At 67.8% G+C, this 17,206-nt stretch carries 12 protein-coding genes; 9 read left to right on the top strand and 3 right to left on the bottom strand.

The features are described 5' to 3' along the window. The first annotated feature begins 52 nt into the window (after positions 1 to 52). The 4 genes from ASE79_RS03790 to ASE79_RS03775 are packed head-to-tail and all read left to right on the top strand — an operon-like array spanning position 53 to position 5,280. Entirely contained in the window at positions 53 to 1,222 is a 1,170-nt protein-coding gene (locus ASE79_RS03790) for a lipopolysaccharide biosynthesis protein (protein WP_082445039.1), read from the top strand. After that, positions 1,212 to 2,744, top strand: coding sequence for a hypothetical protein (locus ASE79_RS03785; protein ID WP_082445038.1), 1,533 nt, complete (start codon positions 1,212 to 1,214; stop codon positions 2,742 to 2,744). The genes ASE79_RS03790 and ASE79_RS03785 overlap by 11 nt, the downstream gene beginning before the upstream one ends. After that, a complete protein-coding gene (locus ASE79_RS03780; RefSeq protein WP_056411878.1) occupies positions 2,744 to 3,979 on the top strand; it encodes a capsule biosynthesis protein in 1,236 nt (411 codons plus the stop codon). Before ASE79_RS03785 ends, ASE79_RS03780 begins: the two co-directional genes overlap by 1 nt. Before the next feature lie 23 nt (positions 3,980 to 4,002). Beyond that, complete coding sequence (locus tag ASE79_RS03775) at positions 4,003 to 5,280, top strand: glycosyltransferase family 4 protein (RefSeq protein WP_056413334.1); 1,278 nt, start codon at positions 4,003 to 4,005, stop codon at positions 5,278 to 5,280. A 19-nt stretch (positions 5,281 to 5,299) separates the two neighbouring features. Here the strand turns inward: ASE79_RS03775 and ASE79_RS03770 are convergent, their stop codons facing one another. Then, complete coding sequence (locus ASE79_RS03770; RefSeq protein WP_162236988.1) at positions 5,300 to 6,622, bottom strand: class I SAM-dependent methyltransferase; 1,323 nt, start codon at positions 6,620 to 6,622, stop codon at positions 5,300 to 5,302. A 164-nt stretch (positions 6,623 to 6,786) separates the two neighbouring features. On the opposite strand from ASE79_RS03770, the gene ASE79_RS03765 reads away from it, so the two are divergent. The 5 genes from ASE79_RS03765 to ASE79_RS03745 are packed head-to-tail and all read left to right on the top strand — an operon-like array spanning position 6,787 to position 14,642. Then, positions 6,787 to 9,315, top strand: coding sequence for a glycosyltransferase family 2 protein (locus ASE79_RS03765; RefSeq protein WP_056411874.1), 2,529 nt, complete (start codon positions 6,787 to 6,789; stop codon positions 9,313 to 9,315). After that, positions 9,206 to 11,032 carry a glycosyltransferase gene (locus tag ASE79_RS03760; protein ID WP_056411873.1) on the top strand — a complete coding sequence of 609 codons (1,827 nt, stop codon included), beginning with the start codon at positions 9,206 to 9,208 and terminating at the stop codon, positions 11,030 to 11,032. The genes ASE79_RS03765 and ASE79_RS03760 overlap by 110 nt, the downstream gene beginning before the upstream one ends. Further along, positions 11,029 to 13,149, top strand: a complete 2,121-nt coding sequence (locus ASE79_RS03755; RefSeq protein WP_056411871.1) for a glycosyltransferase — start codon at positions 11,029 to 11,031, stop codon at positions 13,147 to 13,149. The genes ASE79_RS03760 and ASE79_RS03755 overlap by 4 nt, the downstream gene beginning before the upstream one ends. 54 nt (positions 13,150 to 13,203) lie before the next feature. Next, on the top strand, positions 13,204 to 14,028 hold the full coding sequence (locus ASE79_RS03750) for a formate/nitrite transporter family protein (RefSeq protein WP_056411869.1): 825 nt from the start codon (positions 13,204 to 13,206) through the stop codon (positions 14,026 to 14,028). After that, the gene (locus tag ASE79_RS03745; protein WP_056411867.1) at positions 14,028 to 14,642 is read left to right on the top strand and encodes a phosphatase PAP2 family protein; all 615 of its coding nucleotides are present in this window, start codon (positions 14,028 to 14,030) and stop codon (positions 14,640 to 14,642) included. The genes ASE79_RS03750 and ASE79_RS03745 overlap by 1 nt, the downstream gene beginning before the upstream one ends. A gap of 7 nt (positions 14,643 to 14,649) precedes the next feature. Here the strand turns inward: ASE79_RS03745 and ASE79_RS21930 are convergent, their stop codons facing one another. Then, on the bottom strand, positions 14,650 to 15,693 hold the full coding sequence (locus ASE79_RS21930; RefSeq protein ID WP_056411865.1) for a methyl-accepting chemotaxis protein: 1,044 nt from the start codon (positions 15,691 to 15,693) through the stop codon (positions 14,650 to 14,652). Between the two features lie 229 nt (positions 15,694 to 15,922). Beyond that, a complete protein-coding gene (metK, locus tag ASE79_RS03735; protein ID WP_056411863.1) occupies positions 15,923 to 17,164 on the bottom strand; it encodes a methionine adenosyltransferase in 1,242 nt (413 codons plus the stop codon). Between the last annotated feature and the right edge of the window lie 42 nt (positions 17,165 to 17,206).

The following is a 17,206-nucleotide window of genomic DNA, read 5'->3' as shown; positions in this document are numbered from 1 at the left end:
TCGATACTCACACATTATTCGGCCGTCAGCGGGTCGACCTTCGGAGAACATCATGACGCACGGTTTCATGTCCCCGGCGACCGCCGAACCGGAGGCGATGCCGAGCCTCGGGGAGCGATGGCGCGATGCCCGCACGCGCTATGGCTGGTTCTTCGTCGTGGTCGTGTTCCCCTGCCTTGCCGCCGCGCTCTACCTCTACGGCTTCGCCGCGGATCAGTATGAGTCCGAGGCGCATTACCTGGTCCGTGCGCAGGGCGCGCCCGCATCGAGCGGGTCGAGCATCGAAAAGCTGCTCGGCGCGAGCGGCAGCAGCGGTGGTGGCGGGCAGGGCGAGGCCAACAGCGTCGCGGACTTCCTGCTGTCGCACGACGCGGTCGACGCGCTGCGCCGGCAGAGCGCGCTGATCGCACGGTTCCGCCGTCCCGAGGCGGATGGACTGAGCCGCCTGCCCTCCGCCGATCCGACGCCCGAAGCGCTGCTGAAATATTATCGCAAGCAGGTCGACGTCCATTATGACACCGACACCGGCATCACGACGCTGAAGGTCCGCGCGTTCCGCCCGACCGATGCCTATGTCATCGCCCGCAAGCTGCTCGGACTGGGCGAGGGCCAGGTCAACACGATGAACGTCCGGTCCTATGCCGATGCGGTCAAGCTGTCGCGCCAGCAACTCGCCGAAGCCGAGCAGGCGCTGACGCAGGTCCAGTCGCGGATGACCAATTTCCGGCAGGACAGCCGCGACGTGAACCCGCAAGGCACCGCCGAAGCGCAGATCGGCCTGGTGTCGAAGCTGGAATCCGAACTGTCCGCCGCGCGCTCGCAACTCGCGACGACGGTCAGCCTGATCGGCACGCGCAATCCGCAATATGCAGCCCTGTCGCAACAGGTCCGATCGCTGCAGAGCCAGGTCGCGGCGCAATCCGCGAAGCTCGCCGGCGGCGGCAACGCGATCGCCGCGGGGCTCGGCGATTACGAGCGGCTGCGGATGCAGCAGGAGTTCCTGTCGAAGCGCTACGACGCGGCCTCGGCGGCATTCGAGGCGGCGCGGCAGCAGGCGGTCCGCCAGCAGCTCTATGTCGTCCGGATCGTCGATGCGAACATGCCCGTCCGCTCCGAATATCCCAAGCGCGCGCTGTCGTTGTTGACGCTCTTCATCGCGCTGATGGTGCTGTACGGCCTTGGCTGGCTGGTCGCCGCGGGTGTGCGGGAACATGCGAGCTAAGATCCACCACGCACCGTCTCGCGCCACCGTGGCGGCGCGCGCGGCGAGCATCGTACCGTTGCTGCGCGCACCGCCCTTTCCCTGGGCGGCGCCGGTGACGATCACCGTGGCGGGCGGCACGCCACCCAGCCTTGCGGAGGCGCGTCTTGCGCTGGATGCGTTGCGCGCGGCGCGAGTCGGCGGCGCGTTCTGGGACGGCGATGGCGATCCCTGGACTCAGGTCGCGACCGCCGCGTGGGTGCAGGCGGAGCCCGCCGACGACCTCGCGATCGTCGCCTGGCTGTCGCAGGTCGAGGTCCGCGACCGCACCGACGAAATCGTCGATCCGGTGCGGATCGAACACGCCTGCCTCGAGCGACTGACCGCGTTTGCCTGCCATGATCCGTTCGAGGATCGGCCCGCGACGCTGGCCGAGACGATCGCCAGGCTGGCGGAGTGGCGCCGGACGCTCGACGCCAATCGCAGGATCGGCGTGATGACCGGCATGGCGATGTGGAAACGCACCGCGATCGGCCGGTTCCTGTGGGACGGACACGCGCACCCGGCCGACCTCTCGCCGAAAAAGGCGCTGGCTGCGGCGCGTCGTTCGGGCCGCGCGATCGCCGGCTGGGCGTCGCGGATGCCGCCCGATTATGCGCGCGACGTGGCGGCGGCCGGGCTCGACCTGCACATCGTCGAGGATGGCTTCGTCCGGTCGAGCGGGCTTGGCGCCGATGGCCGCGTGCCGAGTTCGGTGACGGTCGACACGCGCGGCGTCTATTACGATCCCGGCCAGCCGAGCGATCTCGAAATCCTGTTGCAGACGCACGCGTTTCCGGACGCGCTGATCGCGCGCGCGCGCCGTCTGCGTGGCATGATCTGCGATCTCAGGATCGGCAAATACGGCGTCGATGCCGGGACGGTCGCGCCGCTGCCCGATCGACGCTGCGTCCTCGCGATCGGGCAGGTCGAGGATGATCGCTCGGTGCTGTGCGGCGGCGCCGGCGTGACGTCGAACATCGCGTTCCTGGCGCGTGTGCGCGCGTGCGAGCCGGATGCGTTTATCGTCTATCGCCCGCATCCCGATGTCGTCGCGGGCCACCGCAAGGGGCATCTACCGGCTGCGACCGCCGCTGCATCGGTCGATCGGATCGATCAGGGCAGCGGCCTGCTCTCGCTCGTCGAACGCGTCGATGCCGTTCATGTCCTGACATCGCTGACCGGGTTCGAGGCGCTGATGCGCGGTCGCCCGGTGACCGTCCATGGACGCCCTTTCTATGCCGGCTGGGGTCTTACCGAGGATCTTGTCGACCAGCCCGACCGGCGCGCGCGCAGGCTGACGCTCGATCAACTCGTCGCGGGCGCGCTGATCCTGTACCCGCGCTACATCGATCCGGTGACCGGCGTGTTCTGCGACGTCGAAACGCTGATCGGCCGGATCGCGGCGGGGCAGGGGCGATCGGACACCGCCTTCACGCTGCTGCGCCGGGCACTCGGCCGCCTTCGGCATCGCGGCGTCCTGCTGTCGGCGGGGCTCCGTTGATGCCGGCGACCACCGGCCGACAGACGTTCCTGTTCCTGCAGGGGCCGCACGGCGTCTTCTTCGACCAGCTCGCCGCCGCGCTCGCGATGGAGGGGCATGCGATACGCCGGATCAACCTAAACGGCGGCGACCGCGCCGACTGGAGCGGCGTGTCGACCGATTACCGCAGTTCGCTGAAGGGCTGGCCGCTGTTCTTCGATGATTTTGTCGTTGATCATCAGGTCACCGACGTCATCCTCTTCGGCGATTGCAGGCCGTATCACGCCTCCGCGCATGGCATGGCCAAGCTGCGTGGCATCCGCGTGCATGTGGTCGAGGAAGGCTATATCCGCCCCGATTTCATGACGTTGCAGGAAGACGGCGTGAACGGCAATTCGACGTTGCCGCGCGATGGCGACTGGTATCGCGAACAGGCGAACCGGCTGGGCGCCATCCCCCCGGCGCGACCCGTCCCGTCGAGCTTTGCCCGGCGACTGCGCGAGACCAGCCGCTACACCATCGCCAGCGGCCTCACGCGGCCGCTCTACCCCTTTTATCGGTCGCACCGCTCGGCCGGGATGCTCAGCGAGGCTCTCGGCTGGGCGGTGCATTTCCTCACCAGGCAGCGCGAGCGGAGGCGGTCGGCGGCGACGATGGCGGCGATCGGCAATTTGCCGTATTTCGCGCTGCCGTTGCAGCTGAATTCGGATTACCAGATCCGCGTCCATTCGCCGTTCCGCGATATGTGCGCCGCGCTGCGGTTCATCATCAAGAGCTTTGCGCGGTCGGCGCCGCCCGGGGTCAACCTGATCGTCAAGCGGCATCCGCTCGATGGCGGGCTGACGAGCTGGCGGCGGTTCGTTCGCCGCGAGGCGCAGCGCTACGGGATCGACGACCGGGTGTTCTATATCGGCGACGGCGACATATCCGAGCTGGTGGCGAGAGCCCGCGCAGTCGTGACCGTCAACAGCACGGTCGGCACGCTCGCGCTGAATTCGGGGGTGCCGGTGGCGGTGCTCGGCGACGCGATCTACGATATCGAGGGGATCGTCCGGCGCGAGCCGCTCGATACGTTCTGGGCAGACCCGCCGCCGGTCGACACCGAGCTGTACGAGGCGTTCAAGCGGGTCCTGATCGATCGATGCCTGATCCCCGGCGGGTATCTGAGCGACGAGGGGATCGCGATGCTCGTCCGGCATGCCGTGCGCCGCCTGACGGGCGCCGACCCTGTCGATCACCCCGAGGTCGGCGTTTGAAGCCGTTCCGCGCGTTTGCGCCGATGCTGCTGACCCGGACCTGGGTGCCGCGATGGCTCGGCGGACGCCCCAGCGAGGATGCGGAAGTCGTGCTCGACCTGTCGCGTCTGCTCAGCCGTTCCTATCATGTGACGCCGACCGGGATCGACCGGGTCGAGTTCGTCTATGCGCGCGAACTGCTCGACCGCATTCCGGACAGGCTGGCCTTTGCCGCGGTGCATCCGGCGGGGGGCTATTACGGGCGGTTGCCGGTGGGGGCGGTGCGACAGTTCCTCAGCTTCACCGATGCGCGCTGGCAGAATCCCGACGCGTTCGATCCGCAGGCGGTGCGCGCCGCCGCCAACCGGCATCTGCTGGCGCTGCGACCGCGACCGGTGCCGACGGCGGATCGGCGGCGCATCTATCTGCAGGCGTCGCATCATCATCTCGACGATATCGACCTGGTCGCGGCGATCCTGAAACGCGAACGCGCGCGGCTGATCGCGCTGATCCACGACGTGATTCCGCTCACGCATCCCGAATTCGCGCGGAGCGACGGGCAGGCGCGGCACGGCAGGGTCATGCGGACGATCGACCGTCATGCCAGCGGGATCATCGGCAATTCGGCGGCGACGATCGCGGCGGTCGGCGCGCATCTGACCGACGCGCGCAGCGACCGCGTGATCCGCGTCGCGCATCTCGGCACCGACCCGGCCGAGCTGCCTTCGACCAGCCGGTCGACGATCCTCCCGGCGAGTCCCGAGGTCCCTTATTTCGTGTGCGTCGCGACGATCGAGCCGCGCAAGAACCATCTGCTGCTGCTCAACGTCTGGCGCCGGCTGGTCGAGACGCTGGGCAGCACGGCGCCGAAGCTCGTGCTGATCGGCCGGCGCGGGTGGGAGAATGAAAATGCGATCGACATGATCGAACGCTGCACCGCTTTGTCGGGCCATGTGATCGAGGCGTCGGACATGTCCGATCGCGCGATGCAGGCGATGCTCGGCGGTGCGCAGGCATTGCTGTTGCCGTCGTTCGCCGAAGGGTTCGGGATGCCGGTCAGCGAGGCGCTTGCCGCCGGGGTGCCGGTGATCTGCAGCGATATCGCTGCCTTGCGCGAGGTCGGCGGCGAGACGCCCGACTATCTCGATCCGCTCGACGGGCTGGGGTGGCTGGAGGCGGTGATCGCCTATTCACGCCCCGGATCGCCGCGCCGCGCCGCCCAGCTCGACCGGATGGCGCGGTGGCGGCCGGTCAGCTGGGCAGAGCATATCGACGTGGTCGAGTCGACGATCGATTCGGTCGGGGCGATGGCGCGGGGCTGACCTGCGGGCGGCGCGTGGCTCAGCGATCGCCGCGGCGGACGACGATCCCGAACGAGGTCGTGACATATTGCCCGAGCGCGAGCTTGAGATGATTGTCCGCCGAATAGGGCGGCACGTCGACATAGGCATCCTGCTGCGTATCGCCGAGATCATATTTGATCTGCGCGACGAAATGCCCGCGCGAGACGAGATCGACCGCGAGCCGCTCGAAGTCGCGCCGCCGGAACAGGACGGTGCCGCCGCTGTCGATCGTTGCATCGTTCGAGGTGAGGTTGAGTTCGGTGGTGTGCACCGCGAGCCCGCCCGGATTGAGGCACTGGACCGCGTTGCGGACGAAATCGAGGCCCGCCTCGATCGACCCCAGATGCTCGTATGCGCAGGAGGACCAGGTGAAATCGAACCCGCGCAGGTCGGCGGGAATCGCGTTCATGTCGGCCACCCGGAACGCGACGTTCCGGTCGAAGACGTCGTCCGCGCAGATTTGGGGATAGCGAAGCTGGTCGAGCCCGTCGCTATGCTGGTTGGTCAGCGTCCAGTCGCGGCTGCGCGCGTCGTCCGAGGCGAGATCGGTCGCGACGACCGAGCATCCCATCGCCGCCATCGCCGCGGGCAGCGGCTCGATGCCGACGCCGAAGCCGAGGCCGCGTGCGCCGGGCTTGAGCATGCCGTAGCGCTCGAGCGTCTGCAGGATGTAGACGAATTCCCATTGCTTGCGATGGCGGTGCTTGGCGAGCTTCAGCCGGTCGAGCCACAGGTCGTAGGCAGGCTCGTTGAACTGCGATGCGGTGCAGGTCTGCGAGACCGGATCGGCGAGCGTCGCCTTGCCGGGCGCGAGCAGCCGCGAGGCGCGGCGGAACACGCGCTGGCCGAAGATCGACTTGCGCGCGGCCTCGACCTGCTTCTCGAAATGCGGCTGGTGCGCGGCCGTCTCGAGCACGACCTTGAACGACTGCGCGGCGGCGTCGGTGTCGGAATAGAGATGCCCGAGCACCGCATATTGCATGCCGTCGACCGCATCGAACGTGAGGCGCATCGTGCCGCCGGCCGCGACGATCTCGCGCACCGCGATCGGCCAGGTCTTGATCGTCTCGGCGGGCCGCGATCCGTCGAGCGGCAACGCGTTCACCCGCACGACCATCGAGCCGAGCGTTGCGGTCAGGCCGGTGAAGACGAGCGAGCAGCGGACCGTCGCGCTGTCCAGCGCAATGTAGCGCGTATGAAAGACATAGGCCGGATCTTCCGAGGGTTCGGTGCCGCCAAGTCCTTGAATTCGGCTCGTTCGAGGGGGCCAGAAGTCGAACGGGCCCGCGTCTATCTCAAGTGCTTCGGCGCTGGATGACAAGGATGGCGTAGTTTGCATCAGCAGGTCGTAGCGGCGAAGGAGGAACGCGTCACGCGCTGAAGGAACGGTGCCCCAAAATTGTACGACTATACTTGGATGGGTTGTATCCTTCGTCGGTCTTGATCTTATAGTAGGGCGATTCAGGCCCCTAATTAGAGAGATCGATGAACAACGTATTCCGGACGGGCTTCGGTCGGTTGATGGGCGCCGCATCGAGGGCCGGGTCGGGATCGGGGGACCGAACGGTCCACCGGGTCGCGGGCGACGCCGCGCGCGACGCACGCGATTGGGCAGGCGCGATCGAGGCCTATCGCCGGCATGTCGCGCTCAATCCCGGCGATTTCGCGATCCATGTGCAGATGGGACACGCGCTGAAGGAGGCGCGCGATTTCACCGCGTCGATGGAGGCGTATCATGCCGCCTACAGGATCGATGCGCGCGATTCGGATCTGCTCGTCAACATCGGCCATCTGCACAAGATGCGGGGCCAGCAGGCGGCGGCGTGCTTCGCCTATGTCGCGAGCTATGCGCTGGACGCCAATGCCGATGCGGCGACCGAGCTCGAGGATCCGCTGCTGGCGGCGGACATCGCGGTCGCGCGCGGCGCCTTCTTCGCCGATCCGACGCGCGACCCGGTCGTTCTGACCGCCGATCTCCTGGCACCGGCGCCGACGCCGGATATCCCCGTGGACCCGATGGCGGATCGAGCCGCGGAACCGGCTGCGGATCGCGGCGACGCCATCGCGCAATCGCCGCTATTCGACGAACGCTGGTACCGGCAGCGCTACGGGGTCGCCCCGGGCATGGACGCGGCGCAGCATTATGCGACGATCGGCGCTGCCGAGGGGCATGAGCCGCACCGCCTGTTCGACAGTCGCTTCTATCGATCGCAGGTGATGGGCGACCTGCCGCCGGGCGCGAACCTGCTCGATCATTTCCTCAAGGTCGGCGGTCCGAACGGGCTCGATCCGCACCCGCTGTTTGCCGGGCGCTGGTACCGCGAACGCCATCCCGAATCGGCTCGCGACGGTGCCATCCCCGTCCTTCATTACCTGACGCGCGCGCCAGACGAGGCGATCGCGCCGACGCCGCTGTTCGACGCGGCCCGCTACCGCGAGGCGATGCCCGACATCGGCGAGACCGAGACGGCGTTCGGCCATTACCTCGACCATGGCGATGCCGCGGACGTCACGCCGATCGAGGGGTTCCAGGCCGCCCGCATCCTGGACACCTTCGGGGGATCGCCGGTCGGCGGCGAGAGCGCGCTGGAACTGTACGTGCATTTCATCGGCCGCGACCAGGCGCTCGCCTGCGCCACCTTCGACTCGCTCGATCCGTCCGAGTTCGGCGTCCGGCCGCCGCCACTGCGCCTCGAGCCGACGGCGCCCGCCGATGAGCGGATCGCCGCGGCCGATCGGCTGCTGCAGCGGCTGGTCGGGCGTATCGCGCCCGGCGCCGACGGCCCGTCCGCTGACCGGTATGCGATGGCCAAGCTCGAACTGCTGCGCCGCGATCCGGTGCTGCTCGATGCCGCGGTCCGCGACTTGCAGCACGCGACCGTGGCCGCCGCGAGCGAGGTGGTGGCGATGTTCGGCGTTCTGCCGCTTCACGCGGTCGCGCCCGGCGACGACCAAGACGGTTTTCCGCCCGCGGGGCTGCTCGAGCGCTACCGCGCCGGCCAGCGCGACCTGGCGCACCGCTTCCGCCTCGATCACGACCGCGTCGGTGCGGTGACGCACGGGCCGAAAATCTCGATCCTGCTGCCGATCTATCGCTCGCCGGTGGTGTATCTGGAGCGGGCGATCCTGTCGGTGCTCGCCCAGACCTATGACAATTGGGAATTGTGCATCGTCGACGACTGTTCGCGCGAGACTGCGTTGGCCGACGTCGTGATGCGGTTCTGCGCGGCGGATCCGCGGATCACCTTCGCCGGCGCGCGCCGCAATGGCGGGATCGCGGCGGCCACCAACCGCGCGCTCGACCTCGCCACCGGCGACTATGTCGCGCTGTTCGATCATGACGACATGCTGACCGTCGATGCGCTCGAGATCGTCGCCCGGCGGATCGCGGCGGCGCCCGACACCGACTGGCTCTACAGCGACGAGTGCAAGATCGGGGTCGATGACCAGCCCGACGAACTGCTGACCAAGCCCGACTGGAGTCCGTCGCTGCTGATGTCGGTGATGTATACCGGGCATCTTTCCGTCTATCGATCAAGCCTGGTCCGGTCGGTCGGGGGCTTTCGCAGCGCCTATGATTTCTCCCAGGATTACGACCTCGCGCTGCGGATCTCGGAGACCGCGCCGGTCGTCCACCACATCCGCGATGTCCTGTATGGCTGGCGCATGATCGAAGGGTCTGCGGCGAGCGGCGGCAAGCCCGAGGCACGACGGACCAATATCGGTGCGGTCCAGGCGGCAATGGATCGTCGCGGCTGGCATGGTCGCGCGGTCGCGCTGCCCGCATCGAATCGCGCGCAGGCAGACTATGCGGCGTTCGACCAGCCCGTCTCGATCATCATTCCGTCCGACGATGCCGGGCATATCGTCCGCGCGGTGATGTCGATCGTCGCCTGGACGGGTTATGACCGGTACGAGATCCCTGATCGTCACCAATTCGCGGACCGCCGCGCAGTGTCGCGACTGGATCGACGGTCCGCGTATCCGCTTCGCGCTGTTCGATGCGCCGTATAATTTCTCGGCGAAATGCAATGCCGGTGCCGCGGTCGCGCAGGGCGAGTATGTCGTCTTCCACAATGACGACGTGCTGGTCGTGACGCACGACTGGATCGAGGCGCTGCTCGAGCAGCTCGTCCGGCCCGGGGTCGGCGGAGTCAGCCCCAAGCTGCTCTACGAGAATGGGCGCATCCAATATGCGGGCATGGCGGTCGGCCTGCGGCGGCTCACGGGGACGACGTTCCACGCCTTCCCGCGGCATAGTTCGACGCATTTCAACCTGGCCCAGTCGACCCGCGACGTCGGGCTGATGTGCGGCGCGTGTTGCGCGATGCCCACCCGGCTGTTCCGCGAGCTTGGCGGGTGGGATGCGCCGAATGTCGGCATCGCGCATTCGGACGTCGATCTCAGCCTGCGGATCCGCGAGGCCGGTTACCGGTTGGTCTATACGCCGCATGCCGAGCTGATCCATATCGGCCATGCCTCGATCGGCGGCGATGCCGACCTGCCGGCGGGATCGCGCTGGAAGAAGAGCAAGGCGGATATCTTCCTGCTCAAGCGCTTTCCGACGCTGATCGCGGACGATCCGTATTTCCCGCCGATGATGAGCGGGATCAGCTATGTCGATTCGCAGGAACCCTATCGGATCCACCCCTCCAGGGCGCGCTATACGGGCACCGGGCCGGACATCCTGATCGTCTCGCACGACCTGACCAACAGCGGCGCGCCGCGCGTTGCGGCGGACATGGCGATCGCGCTCAAACAATCGGGCGCGTTCGTCGTGGTGACGTGCCCGACCGACGGGCCGATGCGCGCGCGCCTGACCGAGGCGGATATCCCCGTCATCATCGATTCGCTCGCGCTCACCGGCCATTCGAGCGTCCATGATTTTGCGCGCAACTTCGATACCGTCATCGTCAACACGGTGATCGGCTGGCGCGTCGTCCAGCAGCTCGATGCCGAAACCGAGGTGCGCTGGTACATCCATGAATCCGGGCTGATCGACGAGATGGTGCGCGATACGCAAGGATTCGGCGCGGCGCTCGCATCGGCGCGCAACATCCTCGCGGTCAGCACGCGAACCGCGGCAGTGCTGCGCCGGCACGGCGTCGCGTCGCGCCTGCTGGAAACCGGGATCGCCGATCCGAAGCCCTTATATCCGATCCCGGCGCAGACCGACCGCGTCCGGATCGGCGTGTTCGGGTCGTTCGAGCCGCGCAAGGGGCAGGATATCGCCGCGCAGGCCTTTGCGATGATCCCGCCCCGCATACGCGCGGGCGCCGCGCTCAATTTCTACGGTCGCGATCACGATCCCGATTTCCAGGACAAGGTCCGCCACACGTGGCAGCACCAGGAGGGTATCCACTTCCACGGCGAGAAGGGGCATCCGGACTATTGGCATTGCCTCGCCGACATGGACATCGTGCTGGTCCCGTCGCGCGACGATCCGCTCCCGTTGGTCGCGTCCGACGCGCTGGCACTCGGCAAGACGATCGTGTGCAGCGACTGCACGGGGACGTCGGATTATATCGAGCATGAAGTGTCGGGCTTCGTCTATCCGACCGCGCGGATCGCCGATCTTGCCGCGCTGCTGACCCGGTTGATCGAGGACCGCGCGTTGCGCGAATCGGTGCGCGCGCCAGCGCGCGCGGTGTACGAGGCGATGTTCACGATGGAGGCGTTCACCACGCGGCTATCGGACCGGATCGCCGCTGCGCCAGTCGGAGCGGCGTGATCGCAGCGGAGGACGGCGTCGCCGCGCTGGTGGCGCGCGCCGATCAGGCGCGCGACCGTCGTGACTGGCTGGAGGCGGCGGAGGCCTATCGCGGCGTGCTGCGCGTCCAGCCGCGCAACGCCGGGCTCTGGGTGCAACTGGGCCATGCGCTGAAGGAATCGGGCGGCCTTCAGGCGGCGGGCGATGCGTATCGGCGCGCGCTGTCGATCGACCGGTTCAGCGCCGATACGCATTTGCAGCTGGGGCATCTGCTCAAGATGCAGGACGATCGTGCGGGTGCCGTTTCAGCCTATGCGCAGGCGCTGCGGCTCGATCCGCAGCTCGAGTCGGCGCTGGGCGAACTCGTCCATCTCGGCGCGCGCGACCGGATCCCGGCGGCGACGATCGATCGAGAGGCGATGTGGCGGCGGCTCGATGCCGTGGCGGGGGCGCTGGCCGACGCGAACGATGCGCTGCGCGCCTGGATCGGGACCTCGGCCTATCCGATGGCGGCATATGACCGGTTCCGCGCGGATGTCGCGATCCGGCCACCACCGCCCGCGACCGGGGGCGACGATCCCTTGCCGCCGATCACGCTGATGATGGACTGCGGCGGGGCGACGGCAACCGCGGTCCGCGCCACCTTGACCGGCTTGCTCGATCAGTCGGATCTGTCCTGGGCGGCGCGACTGGTGGACGCGGCCGGGATCGCCGATCATCCCGTGGCGAGCATGACGCTCACCGATCCGCGGATCGGGTTCGACGATCCCGGCGATCACCCGCTAGGCGCCGGGCTGACGATCGCTATCGATGCGGGCACGATCCTGCATCCGCATGCGCTGGCGTGGCTGCGCTATGCGGCGCTGCGGTCGGGCGCGGGCGCGGTGACGTGCGATCACGACCATGTGCGGCGCCACTGGGCGCGCGGGCAGCGCCATGCCGATCCCGTCCTTTACGGAGTCGATGATCCGTCGTTGCGCGCGGCGGTCCCGCCCCGGCTGGTGGCGGTGCGCGGTGATCTCGCGGGGATGCCGTCCGGCGGTGGCACGCGCTCGGGCGCCGGTTTGCGCGCCGCGATGCTGCACGCCGCGCGGGCGGCGCAGGCGCCGGTTGCGCATGTTCCGCGTATCCTCGCCTCGATGCTCGATGAGGGGGTGGAGCGCCTGGTCGCGTCGGATGCGACGTCGATCGCATCAGGCTCGTCCGACGCGCGGCGATCGCGAATCGCCATTATCGTGCCGACGCGCGATCACGCGGCGATGCTGGCCGAGGCGATCGACAGCCTGATCGCGACCGCGGCGATACCCGATCGGATCCGCGTCGTGATCGTCGACAATCGAAGCCGCGAGGCGGCGACGCAGGCGTTGCTCGCCGCGCGCGCGGTGCGGTCCGATCATGCCGTCGTCACGATGGACGAACCGTTCAACTGGTCGCGCGCGAACATGCTCGGCATCGCCGACCCGCGTGTCGCGGACTGCGACCTGCTGGTGTTCGCGAACAACGACGTCGTGATGCTGACGCAGGGCTGGGACGTCGAACTCGACCGGTTGCTGGCCGATCCGCCGTGCGGGATCGTCGGTGCGCGGCTGCTCTACCCCGACATGACGGTGCAGCATGCGGGCATCGTGCTCGGGACGGGCGAGGGGCTGCCGCTGCACGCCGGGCGGCATGCGGCGTTCGACGACCCGGGGCCGGGCGGGCGATACGTGACGCAGCATGATGCGGCGGCGGTGACCGGCGCGTTCGTGGCGATGCGACGCGAGGTGCTTGCTGAGATTGGCGGGTTCGACTGCGCCCGCCTGCCGATCGCGTATAACGACATCGACGTCTGCCTTCGCGCGCGCGCGGCGGGATACCGGGTGCGCTATTGCCCGCAGATCGAGCTGCTCCACCATGAATCGAAGACTCGCGGTCGCACGCGGACCGCGGACGAGGCGGCGTGGGACGATGCCGAGCTCGCGGACATCCATGCGACCTGGGGCGACGCACTGACGATCGACCCAAGCATCAATCCGCAATGGGCGCTGGGCGGCGCGGCGTTCGATGGCCTGCGCGAGCCGGGCATGAGCGAGATCCTCGCGTTCATCGACCGGTCGGCGGTGCCCGATCCGTGGCGCGTGACGAAGCTGCGACCTTAGCAAAACCGCGAGGCGGCGGGAGCGAAACGGGGGGCGGGCCGTTACACAGGCGTAATGGCCACTCCCGATCGCACCGCACCGCAGGACGATGTCGACGACCTCAAGGCCGCCGATGCGAAGGACCTGCACCGCGCGGTGCGCGAGGCGGGGCAAGAGGAACTCGACCGGCCCGTTTCGTCGCTGTTCTTTTCCGGCCTCGCGGCGGGGATGGCGATCGCGAGTTCACTGATTACGGAGGGCGCGCTGCACGCGGCGCTGCCCGATACGCCGTGGCGCACGCTCATCGTGTCGCTCGGCTATCCGATCGGGTTTCTCGTCGTCATTCTCGGGCGGATGCAGTTGTTTACCGAGAGCACGATTAGCGCGACGCTGCCGCTGGTGACCAAGCCCTCGGGCTGGGCGCTGCGGCGGACCCTGCGGCTCTGGACGGTCGTGCTCGGTGCCAATCTGCTGGGGACCGCGCTGGCCGCGGGGATGATCGCGGCGGGGCTGCTCGGCAGCAGCGAGTTGCGCACCGCGATGATCGAGGTGTCGGTGGCGATCACCGAGCTGTCGGCCGGCGCGACGTTCGTCAACGCGATCCCCGCGGGGTTCATGATCGCGATCCTCGCCTGGTCGTTGCCCAATGCGCGCGGGCAGGCGTTCCAGGTCATCGCCGCGATCACCTATGTTGTCGCGATCGGCGGGTTCAGCCACTCGGTCGTCGGCGCGGTCGAGGCGTGGCTGCTGCTGTTCGTCGGCGAGACCGGCGTCGTGCAGACGCTCGGCGGGCTGATGCTGCCGGCGATCCTCGGCAACCTGTTGGGCGGTGCGGGGTTGTTCGCCCTGCTGGCGCATGCGCAGGTGCGCGGCGAGATGAACGGGCGGGACGAAAACTGATGGGCAAGATCGAACGGGCCGCCAAGGCGGTCGCGACCGCGGATCGTGACGTGACGCTGAAGGCGGCCGAACAGCGCGAGCGGCCGGTCGTCAAGGCGACCGGGTTGCTCGCCGAGATCGGCGACCAGCCCCAGCTCGTCGCGACCTCGATCGGGACCGCGGTGATCGGGCTGATCGCGCGGCGTCCCGACATGATCCGCGGCGGCCTGCGGATGCTCGCGGCGCATGCGGCGGCCACCTTCGTCAAATCGGCGATCAAGAGCTCGATTGATCGCACGCGTCCCGAACAGGCGATCGAAGACGGCAAGGCGAAGTTCGAACCGGGCGACAGCGACGACCACGAACAGACCTCGTTCCCCTCGGGGCATACCGCGGGCGCGGTCGCCGTGGCGCGCGCGGCGTCGCGCGACATTGGCGGGGCAGGCGCGCCGGCCGCGGTGATCAGCGGCATGGTCGCGGTTGCGCAACCGCTCACCGGCAAGCATTACCTCTCCGATCTCGTCGTCGGCGCGGCGGTCGGCTGGATCTCGGAGGCGCTCGTCAGCGCGGTGTTCGACCGGGTCGCGCCGGTCATCGAGGCGCACGTCGCGACCGCCCCGGCCACGGACGCGTAACGCCGGGTCAGCCGACGCGCATCCGCGCGCGCATCGCGTCCGCAATCTCGTCGTCGGTCGCGACATGGTCCTCGATCACGCAGCGCAGGTCGAGCCCTGCGAACCCATGGTCGGACGGCACCGACGCCTGCGCGACCACCAGCCCGTCGCGCGCGTCGATCCGGGGCGCGTCGCCGGGTTTCACATAGGGATGCACCGCGTGATAGGCATAGGCCCCGGTGCTGGCGACGACGCGGCCCTGCCGATTGACGATGCTGACGACCGCGCCCGATGTCGATTTGCGGATGACGTCCATGATCTTCGCCGCCTGTCCCTCGAAATCATATTCGAGATAGCAGACGCCGATCGTCGCGCCGTCGAAGCGGACGGGCGCGACATAGACCAGCACCTTGCGACGATCCGACCAGGGGTTTTCCCAGACGTCGTCGGTTGACCATTCCTGCGACAGATCGGCGACCAGCGCGCGTTCGAACTGTGGATAGCCCTTGAAATTGACGGTGCGGACAGAGGCATTGTCGTGCGCGCACACCGCCACCTCTCCGCTTGCATCGACGACGAAGGCGTTGAGGAAATAGGGCGAACAGCGCAGCAACGCGCGCAGCCGCTCGAGCGCCTTGGCCTCGGCCTTGGGCGAATCGGATCGGAACAGGATCGCCTCGCTGACCGAATGGTCGGAGGCGAGCATGCGGATGTCGATCGAGCGGTCGTACAGCGTGCGGCACAACGTATCGGCGATCGACTGCGCCAGCTCGACCAGCCGCCCGCCCTCGACATCGCGCACCAGATCGTCGGCGATCGCCGCGCCCTGTTGGAGCCGTCCGAGAATCTGTTCGCGGAACGACGCGGACGAACTGCGCGCCTGGTCGGCCAGCGCCTTCACCTCCTGAGCGACCACCGCGAAGCCACGCCCGGCCTCGCCCGACCGCGCCGCCTCGATCGTCGCGTTGAGGGCCAGCAGGTTGGTTCGCCCGGCGATCGCCTCGGACTGACGCGCATGCGCGGTGACCTCCTCGCCCAGTGAGGCAACTAAAGAACGTATGCGGCGGGGCATGGGCAGTATCCGAAGTAGCGACGGGGCTTCGGTAGCCGAAAATGGTTAATCGCCGATAGTCGCGAAACGGATATTTCTGAAAGAAGCGGCTGATATCGTAGCGTAAATTCGCGCTTCCCCGGACTGACCCCCGCGACCGTCGATCGTCCCGATGCAACAAAGCCTCCCCCGATCGCTCGGGAGAGGCTTTCTCTTTATCGCTGTCCTCCCGCCGGCGGGAGGGGCATCGTCAGGCGATAGCGGCCTTCAGCGCGTCGACCAGATCGGTCTTTTCCCAGGTGAACGTGTCACCCTCGGGATCGCGACCGAAATGGCCATAGGCCGCAGTCTTCTTGTAGATCGGCGCGTTGAGCTTGAGGTGCTCGCGGATGCCCTTCGGCGTCAAGCGCACGAGCTTCGGCAGGACCGCCTCGAGCTTGGCCTCTTCCACGGTGCCGGTGCCGTGCGTGTCGACATACACCGACAGCGGCTCGGCGATGCCGATCGCGTAGCTCAGCTGGATCGTGCAGCGACGGGCGAGCCCGGCAGCGACGACGTTCTTCGCCAGATAGCGTGCGACATACGCTGCCGAACGATCGACCTTCGTCGGATCCTTGCCCGAGAAGGCACCGCCGCCATGCGGGGCTGCGCCGCCGTAGGTGTCGACGATAATTTTCCGCCCGGTGACGCCTGCGTCGCCATCGGGGCCGCCGATTTCGAACGCGCCGGTCGGGTTGATGTAGATCGCGGTCTCGTCCGAGATGAAGCCTGCTGGCAGCACGTCGGTGAACACGCCCATGACATAGTCACGCAGCTCGGCATATTTGGCCGGATCAGGGTTCTTGCCCTTTTCCGAATAACCGGGCGCGTGCTGCGTCGAGACGACGAGCGCGGTCGCGCGGACCGGCTTTTCATTCTCGTATGCGAGCGTCACCTGACTCTTTGCGTCAGGCTCGAGGAACGGGGCAGCGCCCGAATGACGATCGGCGGCCATCCGCTCGAGGATCTTGTGGCTGTAATACAGCGTGGCGGGCATCAAGCCGGGGGTCTCGTCGGTCGCGTAACCGAACATGATGCCCTGGTCGCCAGCGCCTTCGTCCTTGTTGCCGCTCTCGTCGACACCCATCGCGATCTCCGCGGACTGGCCGTGGAGGTTGTTCTCGAAGCGGAATTCGTTCCAGTGGAAGCCCGACTGTTCGTAGCCGATTTCCTTGACGGTGTTGCGGACGGCCGCCTCGATCTCGTCCTTGGCGCCGGGGGCCCAGTAGTCGGTGTCCTTCCACTCGACCTTCCCGAACTCGTAAACGCCACGGCAGCGGATTTCGCCGGCGAGGACGACGAGCTGCGTGGTCGTCAGCGTTTCGCAGGCGATGCGTGCCTGCGGATCCTTGGCGAGGAACAGGTCGACGATCGTGTCGCTGATCTGGTCGGCGACCTTGTCGGGATGGCCTTCGGAGACCGACTCGGAGGTGAAGAGAAAGGACTTGCGCATGAAACCTCTTCGCAAAGGCTCGCCGGTAGAGGGCCGGGGAGC

Origin of the sequence: Sphingomonas sp. Leaf28 (assembly GCF_001421685.1) — a bacterium.
Classification (GTDB): domain Bacteria; phylum Pseudomonadota; class Alphaproteobacteria; order Sphingomonadales; family Sphingomonadaceae; genus Sphingomonas; species Sphingomonas aurantiaca.
This window is presented reverse-complemented; position numbering and strand designations above follow the sequence as displayed.